Consider the following 17,180-nt stretch of genomic DNA (forward strand, 5'->3'; position numbering starts at 1 on the left):
TCTTTCATGCCATGAACCATCAACTACTTAGCTGGGACAAATTTCATGGCAGCACCATTAATACAGTGTCTTTCACCAGTTGTTTCTCGTGGACCGTCTTCAAATACATGTCCTAAATGACCTCCGCATACAGCACAGTGCTCTTCGGTGCGTTTATAGCCAATTTTATAATCCACATCATAGGCAACATTGCCTTCGATGGCTCTGTCAAAACTTGGCCAACCGGTTCCTGAATCAAATTTATGCTCGGATTTGAACAATGCGGTTCCACATGCGGCACATACATAAGTCCCTTTTCTTTTTTCCTTTAGCAGATCACTTGTAAAAGCTCTTTCGGTGCCGGCTTCCCTGAGCACATAGTACTGCATATCCGTAAGCTCCTTTTTCCATTCTTCCTTGGATTTTTCAATGGTATATTTTGCAGTAGTGGTGTTAGTAGCTTGTTTTTTTTCTTGTGAATTTCCATTACATCCTGTTAGGATGATACAGAAAATTAGAACTATATTCTTGAACATTGTACAATTTTTTGGGTTTCTTTTTTAGACGGAAATCTTCTTATTTCCTTTCAAATTTAAAGTACCTACGGGAATAACTGCGTTAAGGTTTTATTAAGTTGGTTATTTTGGAAAGCAAAAACCCCAATTCTTTTGAAGAATTGGGGTTTTTATTGAAATATTATTGTGACTTTTAATCCACTATGACTCTTTGGATATCTTTTTCTGTAACTCCTAAAGTTTGCATCACAGATGCTATATTGGATCTGTCCAATTTACCACTGGCAAAATCAGCAGGCATAATTGCAATTCTAAAGACCTGATCATCCGTATCACCTGGGGCCAAGGTGCCCAAATCAAAATCGGATTCCAAGAAAATACTTACATCCAAAAAGGTATGGTCATAATTGTATTGTAGAATCCCTTGGTTCAATATTCTGGTTTGTGGCAGTAATCTCCAAATATCTACAGCTTCACCATTACTGTCCTCTGTTTGGTCCCATAATATGAAGACCAATACGATATCCGATTCAAAAACTTCTACGGTTTGGGGAAATTCATAAAATATAGAATAGTCGTTACCAGCAGTAAAATCGCCTTGAATTTCTAATACCTGCCCAACCACGTTAACCCCGTCAAGGCCATCCTGGCCGTCAAAGCCATCAAATCCTGGAGGTCCTGCCGGACCTTCACATGCAATGATAAAAAGGGCAAAAAATGTTCCTAATGCTAAACTGAATTTTTTCATAATATACGGTTTAAAGTTTTTATATTTATCAAGGACTAATCCTTCTTTTGTATTCATTTATGCTAGGTTTCAAAAAGCGTTCCACTTTTTGATAAACGTAATAAAAATATAAAAGTTGTTGTAAATTATGGTCCTTCAAGGGAAATGAGCAAACTTGTTTTATATTGCAATAAATAACCAAACCATGCCAGGCGTACTATCTCATAGTCTATTTTCTAATTTTGACATACATTTATTCAGATCAGGAAAACATTACCGACTTTATGAGAAATTAGGATCCCATCCCATGAAGGTCGATGGAGTGGAAGGCACCTATTTTGCTGTTTGGGCACCTTCTGCCAATGCTGTTTATGTTGTGGGGGATTTTAATCATTGGCAACAGGACCATAAATTGAATGTTCGTTGGGACGGCAGTGGTATTTGGGAAGGTTTTATTCCCGGGACTGGGAAAGGCACATTGTATAAATATAAGATTCATTCCAATAATGATGGAATGGTTACAGAAAAAGCAGATCCTTTTGCAAGATCCTGCGAACATCCCCCGAGGACTGCTTCTGTTGTTTGGGAAGGGGACTATACCTGGAAAGATGAGGATTGGATGGAAACCAGGGAAACCAAAAACGGTTTGGATTGTCCGCATTCTGTATATGAAGTGCATTTGGGGTCCTGGAAGCGTAAAAGTGATAACTCGTTTATGACCTATAAGGAGTTGGCCGATGATTTGGTCAACTACGTGAAGGAGATGAATTTTACCCATGTGGAATTTATGCCCATTATGGAATATCCCTATGATCCTTCCTGGGGATATCAGCTAACTGGATATTTTGCCCCAACTTCAAGATTTGGAAGCCCAGAAGACTTTAAACTTTTGGTGGATAAACTGCACCAAAATGGCATTGGGGTTATTCTGGATTGGGTACCATCCCATTTTCCGGAAGATGCACATGGATTAGGGATGTTCGATGGTTCGCATCTTTTTGAACACCCCGATAAAAGAAGGGGATACCATCCAGATTGGAAGAGTCTCATCTTTAACTATGGAAGGAACGAAGTCCGAGCTTTTTTAATTAGCAATGCCTTATTCTGGTTAGACCAGTTTCACGCCGATGCCTTGCGTGTAGACGCCGTGGCTTCTATGCTTTATCTGGATTATTCCAGGGAAGAAGGGGAGTGGGAACCAAATATATATGGCAACAATGAAAATTTGGAGGCCATTTCTTTTGTAAGGGAGCTCAATGAAGCTGTTTACTTGAACTTTAATGGGGTACAAATGATAGCCGAGGAATCAACGTCATTTTCAATGGTCTCACGTCCGGTAAGTATTGGAGGGCTGGGATTTGGTATGAAATGGATGATGGGTTGGATGAACGATACCTTGGAATATTTTAAAAATGACCCGATTCATAGAAGGCATCATCAAAACGACATAACCTTTAGCATGACTTATACCTTTACGGAAAATTTCATGCTTCCCTTTTCACACGATGAGGTAGTTTACGGCAAACAGTCTTTGTTGTACCGTATGCCAGGTGATGAATGGCAACGTTTTGCAAATTTACGGCTGTTATATGGGTATATGTTTACCCATCCCGGTGCTAAACTCTTGTTTATGGGAGCCGAATTTGGTCAGTCGTCCGAATGGAACTTTCAAGCCAGTTTGGATTGGCATTTACTTCAATATGATGTTCATTCAGGAATTCAGAAATTGGTCAAGGACCTGAATACCTTATATCGTAATCATCCCGCTTTATACGAAAAACAATTTACGGATGAAGGTTTTCAATGGATAGATTATGGCGACCATGAGAATTCAGTTCTTACCTTTATACGAAAAGGGGTCAATAAAAAAGATGACCTGATCATAGCCTGTAATTTTACCCCTATTTTAAGGCTTAATTACCGTGTAGGGATAGAAAAAACAGGAAAATTGAAAGAAATTTTTAATACCGACGATCAGAAATACGGCGGCAGTGGAAGTACTAACAATAAAGCGCTCAAAGTGGAAAGTATCCCATGGCATGGGAATAAAAAATCCATGGAATTGGATATTCCGCCTTTGGGAGTAGTAATACTTAAATAAATCAAATAATTTATGTGGCACTAAAAGTTCATTCAGGTAATACTATCACTTTAGTATTCATCGTTAATGTATTTTTTTGTGTTTAATAAACCAGCATACTATGATCACTAATACTGAACTTGAATATAAAGGCAATTTATATCCCAATAATATCTTAGAGTGCAAAAGAGAAGGGGATAAGTTATCCTTCACTACTGAGAATGGCGTTATTTTGGAAATCACCGTTCTTAGGGACAGTGTTTTACGTTTTAGATATGCCACGGAAAATATATTTGAACCCGATTTTTCCTATGCCATTAGCGAAGATGCCAGTACTGGGTACAATGAGCTGGAGGTAGAGGAAACACCTACGGAATTTTTGATCATCACCGCCAAGTTGAAAATATTGGTGGATAAGCAGACCTTAAGAACCCAGATTTCCGATCTGGAAGGCAATATCATTAATGAAGATGAACTTGGATTTCACTGGGAGGAGAATTACGAGTATGGTGGTAATACCGTTAAAATGAGTAAAATCACCCAGTCTTCGGAGAGTTTCTATGGTTTGGGCGACAAGGCAACACATTCCAATTTAAAGGGAAAAAGAGTTACAAATTGGGCGATGGACCAGTATGCCTTTGCAAAAGATCAAGATCCGTTATATAAGGCCATTCCTTTTTACGTGGGGCTGCACAATAACAAGGCCTATGGTGTCTTTTTTGATAATTCTTTTGGCACCACCTTCGATTTTGCACACGAAAGAAGAAATATAACAAGTTTTTGGGCAGATGGAGGGGAGATGAACTATTACTTTTTCTATGGACCAAAAATCACTAATGTAGTCAAAGCATATACAGATCTCACTGGAAAACCAGAATTGCCCCCATTATGGGTTTTGGGGTTTCATCAATCCAAATGGAGCTACTTTCCGGAAAGTAGGGTTATGGAGATCGCTAATAAATTCAGGGACCTTAAAATCCCTTGTGATGCCATTTATCTGGATATCGATTATATGGAAGGTTTCCGATGTTTTACATGGAACAAAAATTATTTTCCCGAGCCTAAAAAAATGGTAAAGGAATTAAGTGATAAGGGCTTTAAGACCGTGGCAATAATAGATCCGGGAATTAAAGTGGACAAGGATTACTGGGTGTACCAAGAAGGAATGGAAAATGACTATTTCTGCAAAAGAGGGGATGGTCCCTATATGCGCGGAAAGGTATGGCCAGGCGAATGTAATTTTCCAGATTTCACCAACCCGGATGTTCGCGAATGGTGGGCAGGGCTTTACAAAGAATTAATTGCGGACATAGGCATCAAAGGGGTGTGGAACGACATGAACGAACCAGCGGTTATGGAAGTGCCAACCAAAACTTTTCCTTTGGATGTGCGCCATGACTATGACGGTAACCCGTGTAGCCATAGGAAGGCCCATAATGTCTATGGCACCCAAATGGCCAGGGCAACCTATGAAGGAGTAAAAAAATTCACTTATCCCAAAAGGCCTTTTGTAATTACAAGATCTGCTTTTTCAGGGGCACAACGCTACACATCTACCTGGACAGGGGATAATGTGGCAACTTGGGAGCATTTATGGATTGCCAATGTGCAGGTACAACGGATGTGCATGAGCGGGATGTCTTTTGTTGGGTCCGATATTGGTGGCTTTGCGGAACAACCCAATGGGGAGTTATTTGCACGATGGATTCAAATGGGAGTTTTTCATCCTTTTTGCAGGGTGCATTCCAGCGGGGATCATGGAGACCAAGAGCCTTGGTCTTTTGATAATGAGGTTACGGACATCGTAAGGAAATTCATCGAATTGAGATACCAACTATTACCGTATTTATATACCATGTACTGGAAGTATTGTAAAGAAGGTACTCCCATGATACAGTCACTGGTCTATTTTGATCAAGAGGACCACCAGACCCATTTTAGAACGGATGAGTTTATTTTTGGGGAGCAGATCTTGGTATGTCCCGTTCAAGAACCAAATGCCCAAGGGAGAAGAATGTACATTCCTAAGGGAAAATGGTATAATTTTTGGACTGATGAAATGGTATTGGGTGGTAAGGAAAAATGGGTGGTGGCCGATATTGATAAGGTCCCGCTGTTTATTAAAGAAGGTGCTCTAATACCCAAGTACCCCGTGCAACAATATGTTGGTGAACTGGTAGTTAAAGAATTGATCTTGGATGTTTATTTTAAGAAGGGAATAGAAGATTCTACAGTTTATGAAGATGGTCAGGATGGTTTTGATTATAAAAAGGGAAGGTACAGTGTTAGGAACTTTAAATTAAGGGGGAAAGATGATCAGTTGATTATTCAACAATTTAAGGATGGGACATTTATTACCTCTTATGATACCATAAAATTGAAGTTTCACGGTTTACCATTTCAAATAAAAAGCATTCAAGTGGACAATGAAACTGTATCATTTGAAGATGTAAAATTAAATGGAAGCAACTCGATCGTTTTGAGCAAAGAATTTACTGTATTAGAGTTAACGGGGATATAATATTTTTGTACTTTCATTTTTTTAAAAAGAACAAATATCATGAAGAAGATACTATGGGTAGCAGCCCTTTTATTAATTGCCTCGGCGTGTAAAACGAATCCCTTTACGGGTCAACGAACATTGAATTTTTATCCAAATAGTCAAGTTTTTCCAACTGCTTTCGCGCAGTATGACCAATTTTTGGAGGAGAATAAAGTTGTGACCGGAACAGCAGATGCCAAAATGATCACTAAAGTGGGGCAACGTATTGCAGCCGCTTCAGAACGTTGGTTGACTGCCAATGGATATCCTGGATATTTAAAAGATTATAAATGGGAGTACAACCTTGTCAAAGATGAGACGGTAAATGCTTGGTGCATGCCAGGAGGTAAGATTGTATTTTACACAGGGATATTGCCTATTTGCCAAGGAGAGACAGGTATTGCCGTAGTTATGGGGCATGAAGTTGCCCACGCCTTGGCAGATCATGGGGCTCAGCGTATGAGTGCCGGAACTTTACAGCAATTAGGGGCGGTAGCCGGTAATGTTGCCATAAAGGATGAAAGCACCCTTGCTATTTTTAATCAGGCCTATGGGATAGGTACTACAGTGGGAGGAATGCTTCCCTTTAGTAGAAGCCACGAAACCGAAGCCGATAAGATTGGTCTTCAGATCATGGCCATTGCAGGGTATGATCCCAAGGAGGCAGCGGAACTTTGGAAAAGAATGAAAGCCAATAGTGGTGGACAGGGACCGCCAGAGTTTTTGAGCACCCACCCTTCCAACGATACAAGGATCAACAACCTAACCGTTTGGGCGCCGGAAGCAGAAGCTGAAGCAAGGAAATTTGGAGTTACCTCTTTTCAGTAAAAAATATGAAGGGATTATTAAAATAATATAAAATAAAAACAGATAAGCTGTCCTGCAAAGGGCAGCTTTATTTTTTATATGGGAAGTATCACTTTGGTCAAAGGGAGTAAGAAATTATTGAATGCCTGGGCTTTTTATGACTGGGCAAATTCAGTCTATAGCCTGGTCATAGCCTCCGCTATATTTCCCATTTTTTATGGGGCCTTGTTCCGTAGTGCCAATATAGAAAAGGTTGTTTTGTTTGGAGGGGAAATAGCAAGGGGTCCGTTGATCAGTTATGTTACCTCTGCAGCTTTTTTATTCATTGCCATCATCACGCCTCTTTTGTCAGGAGTGGCAGATTATCTAGGAAACAAAAAGCTATTTCTAAAATTTTTCTGCTATCTGGGAGGTATTTCTTGTATGGGCCTTTATTGGTTCTCTTTGGAAAATATTTACTTCGGATTGCTTTGTTACTTCTTTGGTTTGGTAGGTTTTTGGGTCAGTTTTGCCTTTAACAACTCCTACCTGCCGGATATTGCATTTCCAGAACAACAGGATCGCATCAGCGCCAAGGGATTTTCCTTGGGGTATATAGGGAGTGTTATCTTACTGTTGTTTAATCTAGCCATGGTGATGAAACCCGAATTCTTTGGAATTACCTCGGATGGCGGGGAAATTGCAGAGATAAAGGCAATGAAGTATTCTTTCTTATCTGTTGGAATATGGTGGATGGTTTTTAGTCAATATACTTTTTACCATTTACCCAAGGGCAATAAAAGAGAGGGTCCAAAAGAGCATGTACTCCTAAATGGTTTCAAGGAATTGAAAAGTGTCTGGAAACAACTGGGCAAGGAGGTCCGGTTAAAAAGGTATCTAGGCGCTTTTTTTGTTTACAGTATGGCCGTACAGACTGTAATGCTTATCGCTACTTATTTTGGGGAAGAAGAAATAGGTTGGGGCTCAGATAATGAACGTACCATGGGACTAATCATCAGTATTCTGGTGATACAGATCGTTGCTATTTTTGGGGCAACCCTAACAGCAAAAGCTTCCAAGGCTTTTGGGAATATAAAAACCCTGATTGTGGTCAATATTTTGTGGATAGCCATATGTATCTATGCCTACTTTGTGATTACCCCAATGGATTTTTATATTGCTGCAGGGTGCGTGGGGATTGTTATGGGCGGAATTCAGGCCCTATCCAGATCTACCTATTCCAAATTTATTCCTCAAACCAAGGATACCACCTCGTTTTTTAGCTTTTATGATGTTTCAGAAAAGATAGGTATTGTCATAGGAACCTTTATGTATGGCTTTATCGCCCAGCTTACAGGGAGCATGAGAAATGCCACCATTTTTCTTGGACTATTCTTTATTATTGGGGCGTTTCTCTTGACAAGGGTATCCAAAAAATAAAAAAAAGCCCTTAAAAAGGACTTTTTATGTGCTAATTCTAAATCTTCTTACCCTTTGGTGATATCTCCAGAACCTGAGGTTTTTGTATCTATCTTTTTTGGATTGCCGCGGTAGGAAATATCCCCTGAACCGGAAACTCTCGCTTGTATCATCTCAGTGGCAGTAACCTCAATATCTGCAGAACCGGATACATTGGCCGTTACGTTTTTGGCAGAAAGATCATAGGCATTTACGTCTCCGGAACCAGAAACCCTGACCTCAAAATCTTCTGTTTCTCCAGCTAGGGTAATATCCCCTGATCCGGAAATTGAGGCCTTTACAGAATTCGCAGAGACCGAAAGAGAAATATCTCCAGATCCCGAAATATCGGTTTTGAAATTATCGGTGGCTATGGTTTTCTTTCCTACAATATCACCTGAGCCGGATAAGGTAACCGCATCAACACTTTCCACGGGGATGGTAATGAAAATCCCCTGCTTCCAGGAAGACGGACTTAAATTGACGCCTTTCTCGACCTTGACGACCAATTTGCCATCCTTTATTTCTGTAACAATATATTCCAAAAGGTTTTCTTCCCCTTTTAGGGTAAGTTCCCCTTCTTTTCCATCAACCAGTTCTACATCGAAAGATCCGGATATAAAGATGGCGTCATAGGAACCTGTATTCCTGTTTTCTGTAATTATATTTCCATTTCCCTTAATTTTCTTACCCCATTGGGCATAGGTGAAGGTCATACACAACATGGATACACCTAGTATTAGAATTTTTTTCATGGTCATAATGAGTTTAAATTAATTTTTATTGAAGGATATGCTTCCATAATCGCTACTTACGGAAACCTTATTTCCGCTGTTACTCTTGCCGTAATAGCCTTTGTAATATTTTTTGTTCGACTTTTCTGTACTGATATTGATCTCAAAATTATCTTTACCACTAACACCAGCATATTCGGCGGAGATTTCAAAATCAAAATAATATTGGGGGCTATATCCGATATTTATACCCATATAATTCGATTTGACCACCACATTGCCGGCGTCCGCTGCCAATTCCTTGATTCTAAGGGAGCCATAGTCCGCGGAGATATCCAAATTTCCGTGGATAACACCTAACTTTACGTTGATGTAGTCTCCCTTTCCTTGCACATTATTTGCTTCACCTATGTCTATGGACCCATAATCACTTGAGTACTCAAGATTGTCCATTTTTGTAATGGTGGAATTGGTATAATCAGCTTTAATGACAAGATCACCTGCTTTTTCTATAGTAAAACCAGAATAGTCTGCTGATATTCTGCCACTGTTGATATAGCCAATACTACTTTTGGAGGTATAGTCAAAATTAAGCTCATTGCTTCTACCTCTCAATTCCCCAATCTCCAATCTGCCATAATCACAATTGATCTTTGCATGGCCATCTATCCTATCCAAAATAATGCTACCGTAGTCATTATCCAGGTGAACATTGTTCTTTACGGGTACTTTTATAAAATAATCGATCTGCATGTTTACGTTATTTCCACCACCCCAGTTCCAGTTCCAATTGTTATTGTTCTGGTTGAAAATTGTTTTGGCGGAAACCATATCCTTGCCTGCTTCAAAATTTACGGAGATTTCATCCAATTTTTTTTGAACCTTATCTTCATTGTTGCCGTTTGTCTTGATCCGAACCTCTATCATGATCCTGTTTTCGTTCCATGAGGTGATGTTGAGGTTGCCATAACTGTTGTCTATGGACATAAGGGCATTGGCACTGACCTTAAATTCTTTTTTGATTGTTTTTTCTTTGGTGTATTTTCCTTTTAACGGATCCACATGGGCATGGGATAGCATGGGGAGTGCTAAAAACAAGATAATACAGGTAATTGGGATGAACTTTTTCATTTTACTTTTTTTTAAATTAGGGTATGTGTTTTTTCTTTTTCATTAACGGCTTTAATCTCTTCGATCTGTTGAAGGACCTCTTGCAATAGACTTATTCTAGTTTGGAAATTGGTGACCATAGCGCTTAAAATAAACTTGCTGTTGCCACCGTTGAGAAGATCCTGCTCCATTTTTTTATAATCTTTTTCCAATTTTCTTAATTGGAGCATGGCATCTTCCACCATTTGTTTGGTCTCCGGAGAGCTTTCATTTTGTAAGAGTTTGGTCTGCTCATTGATTAAATTGGCAAAATAAAATTCCGTTTTGGAGACCTCTGGGGAAATTTTTGCTATTCGTTGGTCCGTAGTAGGTTTTTCTATAAAATATCCAAAACCAATAGCTATTAGCAGAGCTATGGAAGCAGCCATCAGAAGTGGTTTCCATATTCCTTGGCCCCAGCTTCTTCTAGTCCTCTCATTACGGTTGTTTAGTTTCTTTAAAAACCTGGCCTCGTGACCAATGGCAGGTTCTTCTTTGTCGAAAGAGCCTTTTAAATTGTTGAATATGGTTTCTAAATTGTCCATTATTATTGTATTACGGGGGTTAATTTTTTTCTAAGACTCTCTTTTGCCCTAGATATAATAGTTCTGCAATTGGCATAACTTATTTTCATGATTTCACTTATCTCTTCATAATCATATCCTTCTATTAAAAATAAGGTCAAAGCAATTCTGTAATTGTCCTGCAATTTATTCATGGTCTGCATCACTTTTTGAGCCATCAATTCAGTGACTCCATGATCTGGATCAATACCATCATCATCTTTGACCTTGTACAATATATTGTCCAGTGCTACTTCGTTCTTTTTCTGTTGCTTACGATAGTGATGGATACTGTTGTTGACCACTATTCTCTTTAACCAAGATCCGAAGGTTACCTCGCCTTTAAACGTGTGCAATTTTGTAAAAGCACTCAAAAACGATTCCTGCATAATATCCTCCGCTTCGGCACTATCTTTTACTATCCGCAAGGAAGTATTGTACATGCTTTTATAATAGCGATTGTATACTTCCATTTGGGCGCTAGCGTTGCCTTCCTTACATAATTGCAACAGATCGTTAATATGTTCTTCTTTGTGGCTCAAAAAGTGAATCGTTTGTCTAATAGATGATTCAATTTAAGGATTGTTACAGTTTTTTTGAAAAATTAACCAGTTGTTGGCATAACAATTGTTTTTAGATGGATGAATAAGGGTCTGAAAACGCAAATTTGTTAAGGTTTGTAGGCTTTTACAGACCAATGAATTATAATTTAAAATTAGATTTCTGTTTTAAAATGACAGAATGACCGAAATAACGCTATGAGTAAATCTAAATTTTTAAATATTGACAGTATGTCACTGCAAGGAATTGATGAGGATTCAGAGTTAATTCCTTTAATGACACCCGAAGATGAGGAGGAGATCAACAATGAGGCCTTGCCGGAAACTTTACCAATATTGCCTTTGCGCAATACCGTTTTGTTCCCAGGGGTTGTTATTCCTATCACCGCAGGAAGGGATAAGTCCATAAACCTTATTAAAGATGCCAATAATGGTTCAAAAGTAATTGGTGTGGTTTCCCAAAAGGATGAGGAAACAGAGAACCCTGGAATCAATGATATCAATACCTTAGGAACTGTAGCACGAATTTTAAGGGTGCTTCAAATGCCCGATGGGAACACAACGGTCATCATTCAAGGGAAAAAACGCTTCGAAATTGCAGAAGTGCTCACAGAGAAGCCATACATGACAGCCACGGTCAGGGAGACCAAGGAGGAAAGGCCACCTGTGGAGGATAGTCAGGAATTTCTTGCCATTATAGAATCTATTAAAGAATTGGCATTAAAGATTATCAAGGATAATCCAAATATTCCCAGTGAGGCTTCCTTTGCCATCAAGAATATCCAGAGCAATTCGTTTTTGATCAACTTTGTGTCCTCCAATTTAAATCTTGGAGTAAAGGAAAAGCAAGATTTGCTGGAAATCCCAAATTTGCAAGATAGGGCATTGGCTACCCTGAAGTATATGAATGTGGAACTCCAGAAATTGGAGCTGAAGAATGACATTCAGAGTAAGGTGCGCAGCGATCTGGACCAACAACAAAAAGAGTATTTCCTTCATCAACAAATGAAGACCATACAGGAGGAATTGGGGGGTATTTCATATGAGGAGGAAGTTGATGAAATGGCCCAAAAGGCAAAAGAAAAAAAATGGGGCAAAAAGGTATCTGAGCACTTCACCAAGGAGCTGGCCAAGATGCAACGAATGAACCCACAGGTAGCCGAATATTCTATCCAAAGAAATTATTTGGAGCTGTTCTTGGAATTGCCCTGGAATGAGTTTTCAAAGGATAAATTCGATTTAAAAAGAGCACAAAAAATATTGGATAGGGACCATTATGGTTTGGAAGATGTAAAAAGAAGGATTATTGAGTACCTGGCGGTTTTGAAGCTTAGAAACGATATGAAATCTCCGATTTTATGCTTATACGGTCCTCCAGGAGTAGGTAAAACCTCCCTGGGCAAGTCTATCGCTAAGGCAATTGGAAGGGAATATGTTCGTATGTCCCTTGGCGGACTAAGGGATGAGGCAGAAATACGAGGTCATAGGAAAACCTATATTGGTGCTATGCCCGGACGAATTATCCAAAGTCTAAAGAAAGCTGGTAAATCCAATCCCGTGTTCATTTTGGACGAGATAGATAAATTGTCCAACAGTCACCAGGGTGATCCATCTTCTGCCATGCTGGAAGTATTGGATCCTGAACAGAACAATGATTTTCATGACAACTTTTTGGAAATGGGCTATGACCTTTCCAAGGTGATGTTCATTGCAACGGCAAATAATTTGTCAAGCATACAACCCGCTTTATTGGATCGTATGGAAATTATTAATGTAACGGGATACACCATAGAGGAGAAGGTGGAGATTGCAAAAAGGCATCTTTTGCCAAAGCAATTGAAGGAGCACGGACTTACAGATAAACATTTAAAGATTGCCAAGCCGCAATTGGAAAAAATAGTGGAAGGTTACACCCGGGAATCGGGAGTACGTGCCCTGGAGAAGCAAGTAGCTAAAATGGTACGTCACGCTGCCAAGTCCATCGCAATGGAGGAGGAGTACAATTTAAAAATGACCAATGAAGACATAGAAAAGGTATTGGGACCTGCCAGAATGGAAAGGGATAAATACGAAAGCAATGATGTGGCCGGTGTAGTTACCGGGTTGGCATGGACGAGTGTAGGTGGGGATATCCTGTTTATAGAATCCATTTTATCCAAAGGTAAAGGGACCTTGAACATTACAGGGAACCTAGGAAAAGTCATGAAAGAGTCCGCTACCATCGCCATGGAATATATCAAGTCCAACGCCGATAGTTTTGGAATAGACTCTGAAGTTTTCGATAAGTATAATGTTCATATCCACGTGCCTGAAGGGGCTACTCCAAAAGATGGCCCTAGTGCCGGTGTTACAATGTTGACCTCTTTAGTATCGTTATTTACGCAGAAAAAGGTGAAAAAGAGTCTGGCTATGACAGGGGAGATTACCTTAAGGGGTAAAGTGCTTCCGGTTGGTGGTATCAAAGAAAAGATTTTAGCTGCTAAACGGGCTAAGATCAAGGAAATCATCTTATGTGAGGACAATAGAAAGGACATTCTGGAAATAAAAGCTGAGTATTTAAAAGGTTTGGAATTCCATTATGTAACGGACATGAGCGAAGTGATCGATTTGGCCATAACGGATGATAAGGTTAAGAATGCCAAAAGTCTTTAAACCAAGGCCTGAGTATTAGATAAAAAGGATGATGGTTCTGGGAAAACTGGAACCATTGTCCTTTTTTCATGTAGAATGTTAAATAAATTATTGAATTCTAAGTATTTTTGACCAATGCAAAAAATAACCATAGCCATTGATGGCTTTTCTTCAACCGGAAAAAGTACTCTAGCCAAACAGCTTGCAAAGGCTTTGGGATATATATATGTAGATACCGGAGCCATGTACAGGGCCATCACCCTATTTGCCATGCGCAATAAATTTGTTGGGGTGGAAAAGGAAAATATTAATGCCTTGATAAAATTATTGCCAAAAGCGAAGCTTAAGTTTGTTTTTAACGAGCAACTAGGTTTTGCGGAAATGTACCTCAATGGTGAAAATGTAGAAAAGGAAATTAGGAGCATAGAAGTTTCCAACCAAGTGAGCAGGGTAGCCACCATCGAGGAGGTAAGGCATAAGTTGGTGGATATGCAGAAAGAAATGGGTAAGGAGAAAGGAATTGTGATGGACGGAAGGGATATTGGAACCGTTGTGTTCCCAGATGCCGAACTGAAAATTTTCATGACAGCTTCCCCTGAAACAAGGGCCTATAGAAGATATAAGGAATTATTGGACAAAGGAGATAAGGTGACCTATAAAGAGGTATTAAAGAACATCCAAAATAGGGATTATGTGGATTCACATAGGGAGTTTTCCCCCCTCAGAAGGGCAGAGGATGCCATTGAATTTGATAATAGCGATATGGGCATGGAGGAGCAGTTTGATAGGATATATAATCATTCCCTTCGCGTAATAGAGAAACAATAAAAAAGGGCCGAATTTCGGCCCTTTTACTTTTTCATTTTTAATTCTTTGGAATGACCAAAACCTGATCGGGATGTATCAGGTCCGGATTTTTTAGAATATTGGTATTCGCCTCAAAAATCTTCTTGTATTTCATTGGGTCGCCATAATAGTGCTTGGCAATTTTACTTAAAGATTCACCACTCTTAACTATATGTCTATGGTATACGGAATCATCGGCAACCGTGATATTTGCTTTTATGTCAGCTGGATTTTCCCCACCCAATTCCTTGATCTTATCCCAAAGCAGGTCTTTTTCGTAAGGGGTATTGGCCTTGCCTTTTATTTTAAGGACGCCACCTTCTTCCGATACATCTCCATCTTTTATTCCTAGTTTTTCCCCAAGGGTCAATACACCTTGGTATTTGTCTTTAGTGCTCATGTTCAATTTTTTAAAAGTTAATATTACAGTCGTTAAGGTACGGATTTTCAGGGATTTTGAGAATATTCCCTTCAAATAGTTCTTTCAGGCGCAACCTTCTGAAAATAAGTTTGTAAAACCATAATTTAGTTGTATTTTTGCACACCTTTTTTACAGAGAGTCGAGAGGAAAAGGTAATAAAAGAAAATTTATAAATAACATCTTCTGCAGTAATTGTTTAGCTCTTGGATGGCTGCGGAATACAAATTAATTATCAGCAAATGGCTGAAGAAAAAACAACAGCGCAAGTAGATGAAACTACGCAGGACGCTAAAGAAACAAAAGTAGAGACCCAAGTACAGGATCCAAAAGAATTTTTGGAAAACTTCAACTGGGAAAAGTACGAACAAGGTATTGAGCGTGTTGACGATTCCAAATTACAGGAATTTGAGACATTGGTAGCTAAAAACTTTGTGGATACTGCAGATGAGGAAGTAGTTGAAGGAACTGTAGTTTACCTTACAGATCGTGAAGCTATCATTGACATCAATGCAAAATCTGAAGGTGTTATCTCCCTTAACGAATTTCGTTACAACCCAGATCTTAAGGTTGGAGACAAAGTTGAGGTGTTGATAGATATCCGTGAGGATAAAAGTGGACAGTTGGTATTATCTCACAGAAAAGCCAGAACTATCATGGCTTGGGACAGAGTTAATGCAGCCCACGACAAAGAAGAAATCGTTAATGGTTTTGTTAAATGTAGAACTAAAGGTGGTATGATCGTTGATGTTTTCGGCATCGAAGCTTTCTTGCCAGGTTCTCAAATAGATGTGAAGCCTATCCGTGACTACGATCAGTATGTAGGAAAAACTATGGAGTTCAAAGTTGTGAAAATCAACCATGAGTTCAAAAACGTAGTAGTATCCCACAAAGCGTTGATCGAAGCGGATATCGAAGAACAGAAAAAAGAGATTATCGGTCAATTGGAAAAAGGACAAGTATTGGAAGGTGTTGTTAAAAACATTACTTCTTATGGTGTCTTTATTGACCTTGGAGGTGTTGATGGTCTTATCCATATCACTGATCTTTCTTGGAGCAGAATCAACCACCCGAACGAGGTTGTTGAACTTGACCAGAAATTGAACGTGGTTATCTTGGATTTTGATGACAACAAATCTAGAATCCAATTAGGATTGAAGCAATTGGAGAAACATCCTTGGGATGCCTTGAGCGATGAGATCAAAGTTGGTGATAAAGTAAAAGGTAAAGTAGTAGTTATTGCTGATTACGGTGCATTTATTGAAGTAGCTGAAGGAGTTGAAGGACTTATTCACGTTTCTGAAATGTCATGGTCTACACATTTGAGATCTGCACAGGATTTCGTTAATGTTGGAGACGAAGTAGAAGCAGTGGTATTGACTTTGGACAGGGAAGACAGAAAAATGTCTCTTGGTATCAAGCAATTGACTCCAGATCCATGGACCGATATTACTACTAAATATCCAGTAGCTTCCAAGCACAAAGGAATCGTTCGTAACTTCACAAACTTCGGCGTATTCGTTGAAATGGAAGAAGGAATCGATGGTTTGATCTATATTTCAGATCTTTCTTGGACTAAGAAAATCAAGCATCCATCAGAATTTGTTACCGTTGGTGACACTTTGGAAGTGGAAGTATTGGAATTGGATGTTGAAGGACGTAAATTGAGCTTGGGCCACAAACAGACTACTGTTAACCCATGGGATAAATACGAAACTGAATTTGCATTGGATACCGTTCATAAAGGTGCCATCGCAGAGATCGTTGACAAAGGAGCTACCGTAAACTTTAATGAGGACATCGTTGCATTTGTACCGACACGTCACTTGGAAAAAGAAGATGGTAAGAAACTTGTAAAAGGTGAAGAGGCAGATTTCAAAATTATTGAGTTCAACAAAGAATTCAAAAGAGTTGTCGCTAGCCATACAGCTATCTTTAGGGAAGAAGAGCAACGTAATGTAAAAGCTGCAGTTAGAAAAGCTGCTGCAAGTGCAGACGAAGCAAAACCAACCTTAGGTGATGCCAACGAAGCATTACAAGCATTGAAAGATAAAATGGACGCTGCTGCCAAGAAAAAGTAAGCATCTGTTTATTCATATTTGAAAAGCCCGGACAAGTTGTCCGGGCTTTTTTTGTTTCTACTTTTTAAAAGAGATGGACCACCCTTTAATTTACTCCTCGGATATTGGAGA

General features: G+C 39.3%; 14 protein-coding genes. 7 read left to right on the forward strand and 7 right to left on the reverse strand.

What is annotated here, in order from left to right:
* Window positions 1-23: 23 nt before the first annotated feature.
* Both msrB and ABXZ32_RS12135 read right to left on the reverse strand, forming a co-directional pair.
* Entirely contained in the window at window positions 24-515 is a 492-nt protein-coding gene (msrB, locus tag ABXZ32_RS12130; protein WP_354618944.1) for a peptide-methionine (R)-S-oxide reductase MsrB, read from the reverse strand.
* A 172-nt stretch (window positions 516-687) separates the two neighbouring features.
* Window positions 688-1,242 carry a collagen-like triple helix repeat-containing protein gene (locus ABXZ32_RS12135; protein ID WP_354618945.1) on the reverse strand — a complete coding sequence of 185 codons (555 nt, stop codon included), beginning with the start codon at window positions 1,240-1,242 and terminating at the stop codon, window positions 688-690.
* Between the two features lie 184 nt (window positions 1,243-1,426).
* On the opposite strand from ABXZ32_RS12135, the gene glgB reads away from it, so the two are divergent.
* From glgB to ABXZ32_RS12155, 4 genes are all read left to right on the forward strand, one after another.
* Window positions 1,427-3,322, forward strand: coding sequence for a 1,4-alpha-glucan branching protein GlgB (glgB, locus tag ABXZ32_RS12140; protein ID WP_354618946.1), 1,896 nt, complete (start codon window positions 1,427-1,429; stop codon window positions 3,320-3,322).
* Between the two features lie 100 nt (window positions 3,323-3,422).
* A complete protein-coding gene (locus ABXZ32_RS12145; RefSeq protein WP_354618947.1) occupies window positions 3,423-5,822 on the forward strand; it encodes a glycoside hydrolase family 31 protein in 2,400 nt (799 codons plus the stop codon).
* Between the two features lie 39 nt (window positions 5,823-5,861).
* Window positions 5,862-6,671: a M48 family metallopeptidase gene (locus tag ABXZ32_RS12150; RefSeq protein WP_354618948.1), complete on the forward strand. Its 810-nt coding sequence runs from the start codon at window positions 5,862-5,864 to the stop codon at window positions 6,669-6,671.
* Window positions 6,672-6,749: 78 nt separating this feature from the next.
* Window positions 6,750-8,069: an MFS transporter gene (locus ABXZ32_RS12155; RefSeq protein ID WP_354618949.1), complete on the forward strand. Its 1,320-nt coding sequence runs from the start codon at window positions 6,750-6,752 to the stop codon at window positions 8,067-8,069.
* A gap of 47 nt (window positions 8,070-8,116) precedes the next feature.
* Here the strand turns inward: ABXZ32_RS12155 and ABXZ32_RS12160 are convergent, their stop codons facing one another.
* From ABXZ32_RS12160 to ABXZ32_RS12175, 4 genes are read right to left on the reverse strand one after another with little or no spacing between them, the layout of a single operon-like run.
* Entirely contained in the window at window positions 8,117-8,842 is a 726-nt protein-coding gene (locus ABXZ32_RS12160) for a head GIN domain-containing protein (RefSeq protein ID WP_354618950.1), read from the reverse strand.
* 18 nt (window positions 8,843-8,860) lie between these two features.
* Window positions 8,861-9,952 carry a hypothetical protein gene (locus ABXZ32_RS12165; protein WP_354618951.1) on the reverse strand — a complete coding sequence of 364 codons (1,092 nt, stop codon included), beginning with the start codon at window positions 9,950-9,952 and terminating at the stop codon, window positions 8,861-8,863.
* An 11-nt stretch (window positions 9,953-9,963) separates the two neighbouring features.
* On the reverse strand, window positions 9,964-10,515 hold the full coding sequence (locus ABXZ32_RS12170; RefSeq protein ID WP_354618952.1) for a hypothetical protein: 552 nt from the start codon (window positions 10,513-10,515) through the stop codon (window positions 9,964-9,966).
* 2 nt (window positions 10,516-10,517) lie between these two features.
* Entirely contained in the window at window positions 10,518-11,075 is a 558-nt protein-coding gene (locus ABXZ32_RS12175) for an RNA polymerase sigma factor (protein ID WP_354618953.1), read from the reverse strand.
* 216 nt (window positions 11,076-11,291) lie between these two features.
* On the opposite strand from ABXZ32_RS12175, the gene lon reads away from it, so the two are divergent.
* Together lon and cmk are read left to right on the forward strand one after the other, a co-directional pair.
* On the forward strand, window positions 11,292-13,745 hold the full coding sequence (gene lon / locus ABXZ32_RS12180) for an endopeptidase La (protein WP_354618954.1): 2,454 nt from the start codon (window positions 11,292-11,294) through the stop codon (window positions 13,743-13,745).
* A gap of 114 nt (window positions 13,746-13,859) precedes the next feature.
* Window positions 13,860-14,552 (forward strand): (d)CMP kinase, encoded by a 693-nt coding sequence (gene cmk / locus ABXZ32_RS12185; RefSeq protein ID WP_354618955.1) that lies wholly within the window; start codon window positions 13,860-13,862, stop codon window positions 14,550-14,552.
* A 37-nt stretch (window positions 14,553-14,589) separates the two neighbouring features.
* On the opposite strand, the gene ABXZ32_RS12190 is transcribed toward cmk, so the two are convergent.
* Window positions 14,590-14,970: a LysM peptidoglycan-binding domain-containing protein gene (locus ABXZ32_RS12190; protein ID WP_354618956.1), complete on the reverse strand. Its 381-nt coding sequence runs from the start codon at window positions 14,968-14,970 to the stop codon at window positions 14,590-14,592.
* Window positions 14,971-15,230: 260 nt separating this feature from the next.
* Here ABXZ32_RS12190 and rpsA point away from each other — a divergent pair, with 260 nt between their 5' ends.
* Entirely contained in the window at window positions 15,231-17,069 is a 1,839-nt protein-coding gene (gene rpsA / locus ABXZ32_RS12195; RefSeq protein WP_354618957.1) for a 30S ribosomal protein S1, read from the forward strand.
* Window positions 17,070-17,180: the final 111 nt, after the last annotated feature.

Origin of the sequence: Sediminicola luteus (assembly GCF_040566555.1) — a bacterium.
Classification (GTDB): Bacteria; Bacteroidota; Bacteroidia; order Flavobacteriales; family Flavobacteriaceae; genus Sediminicola.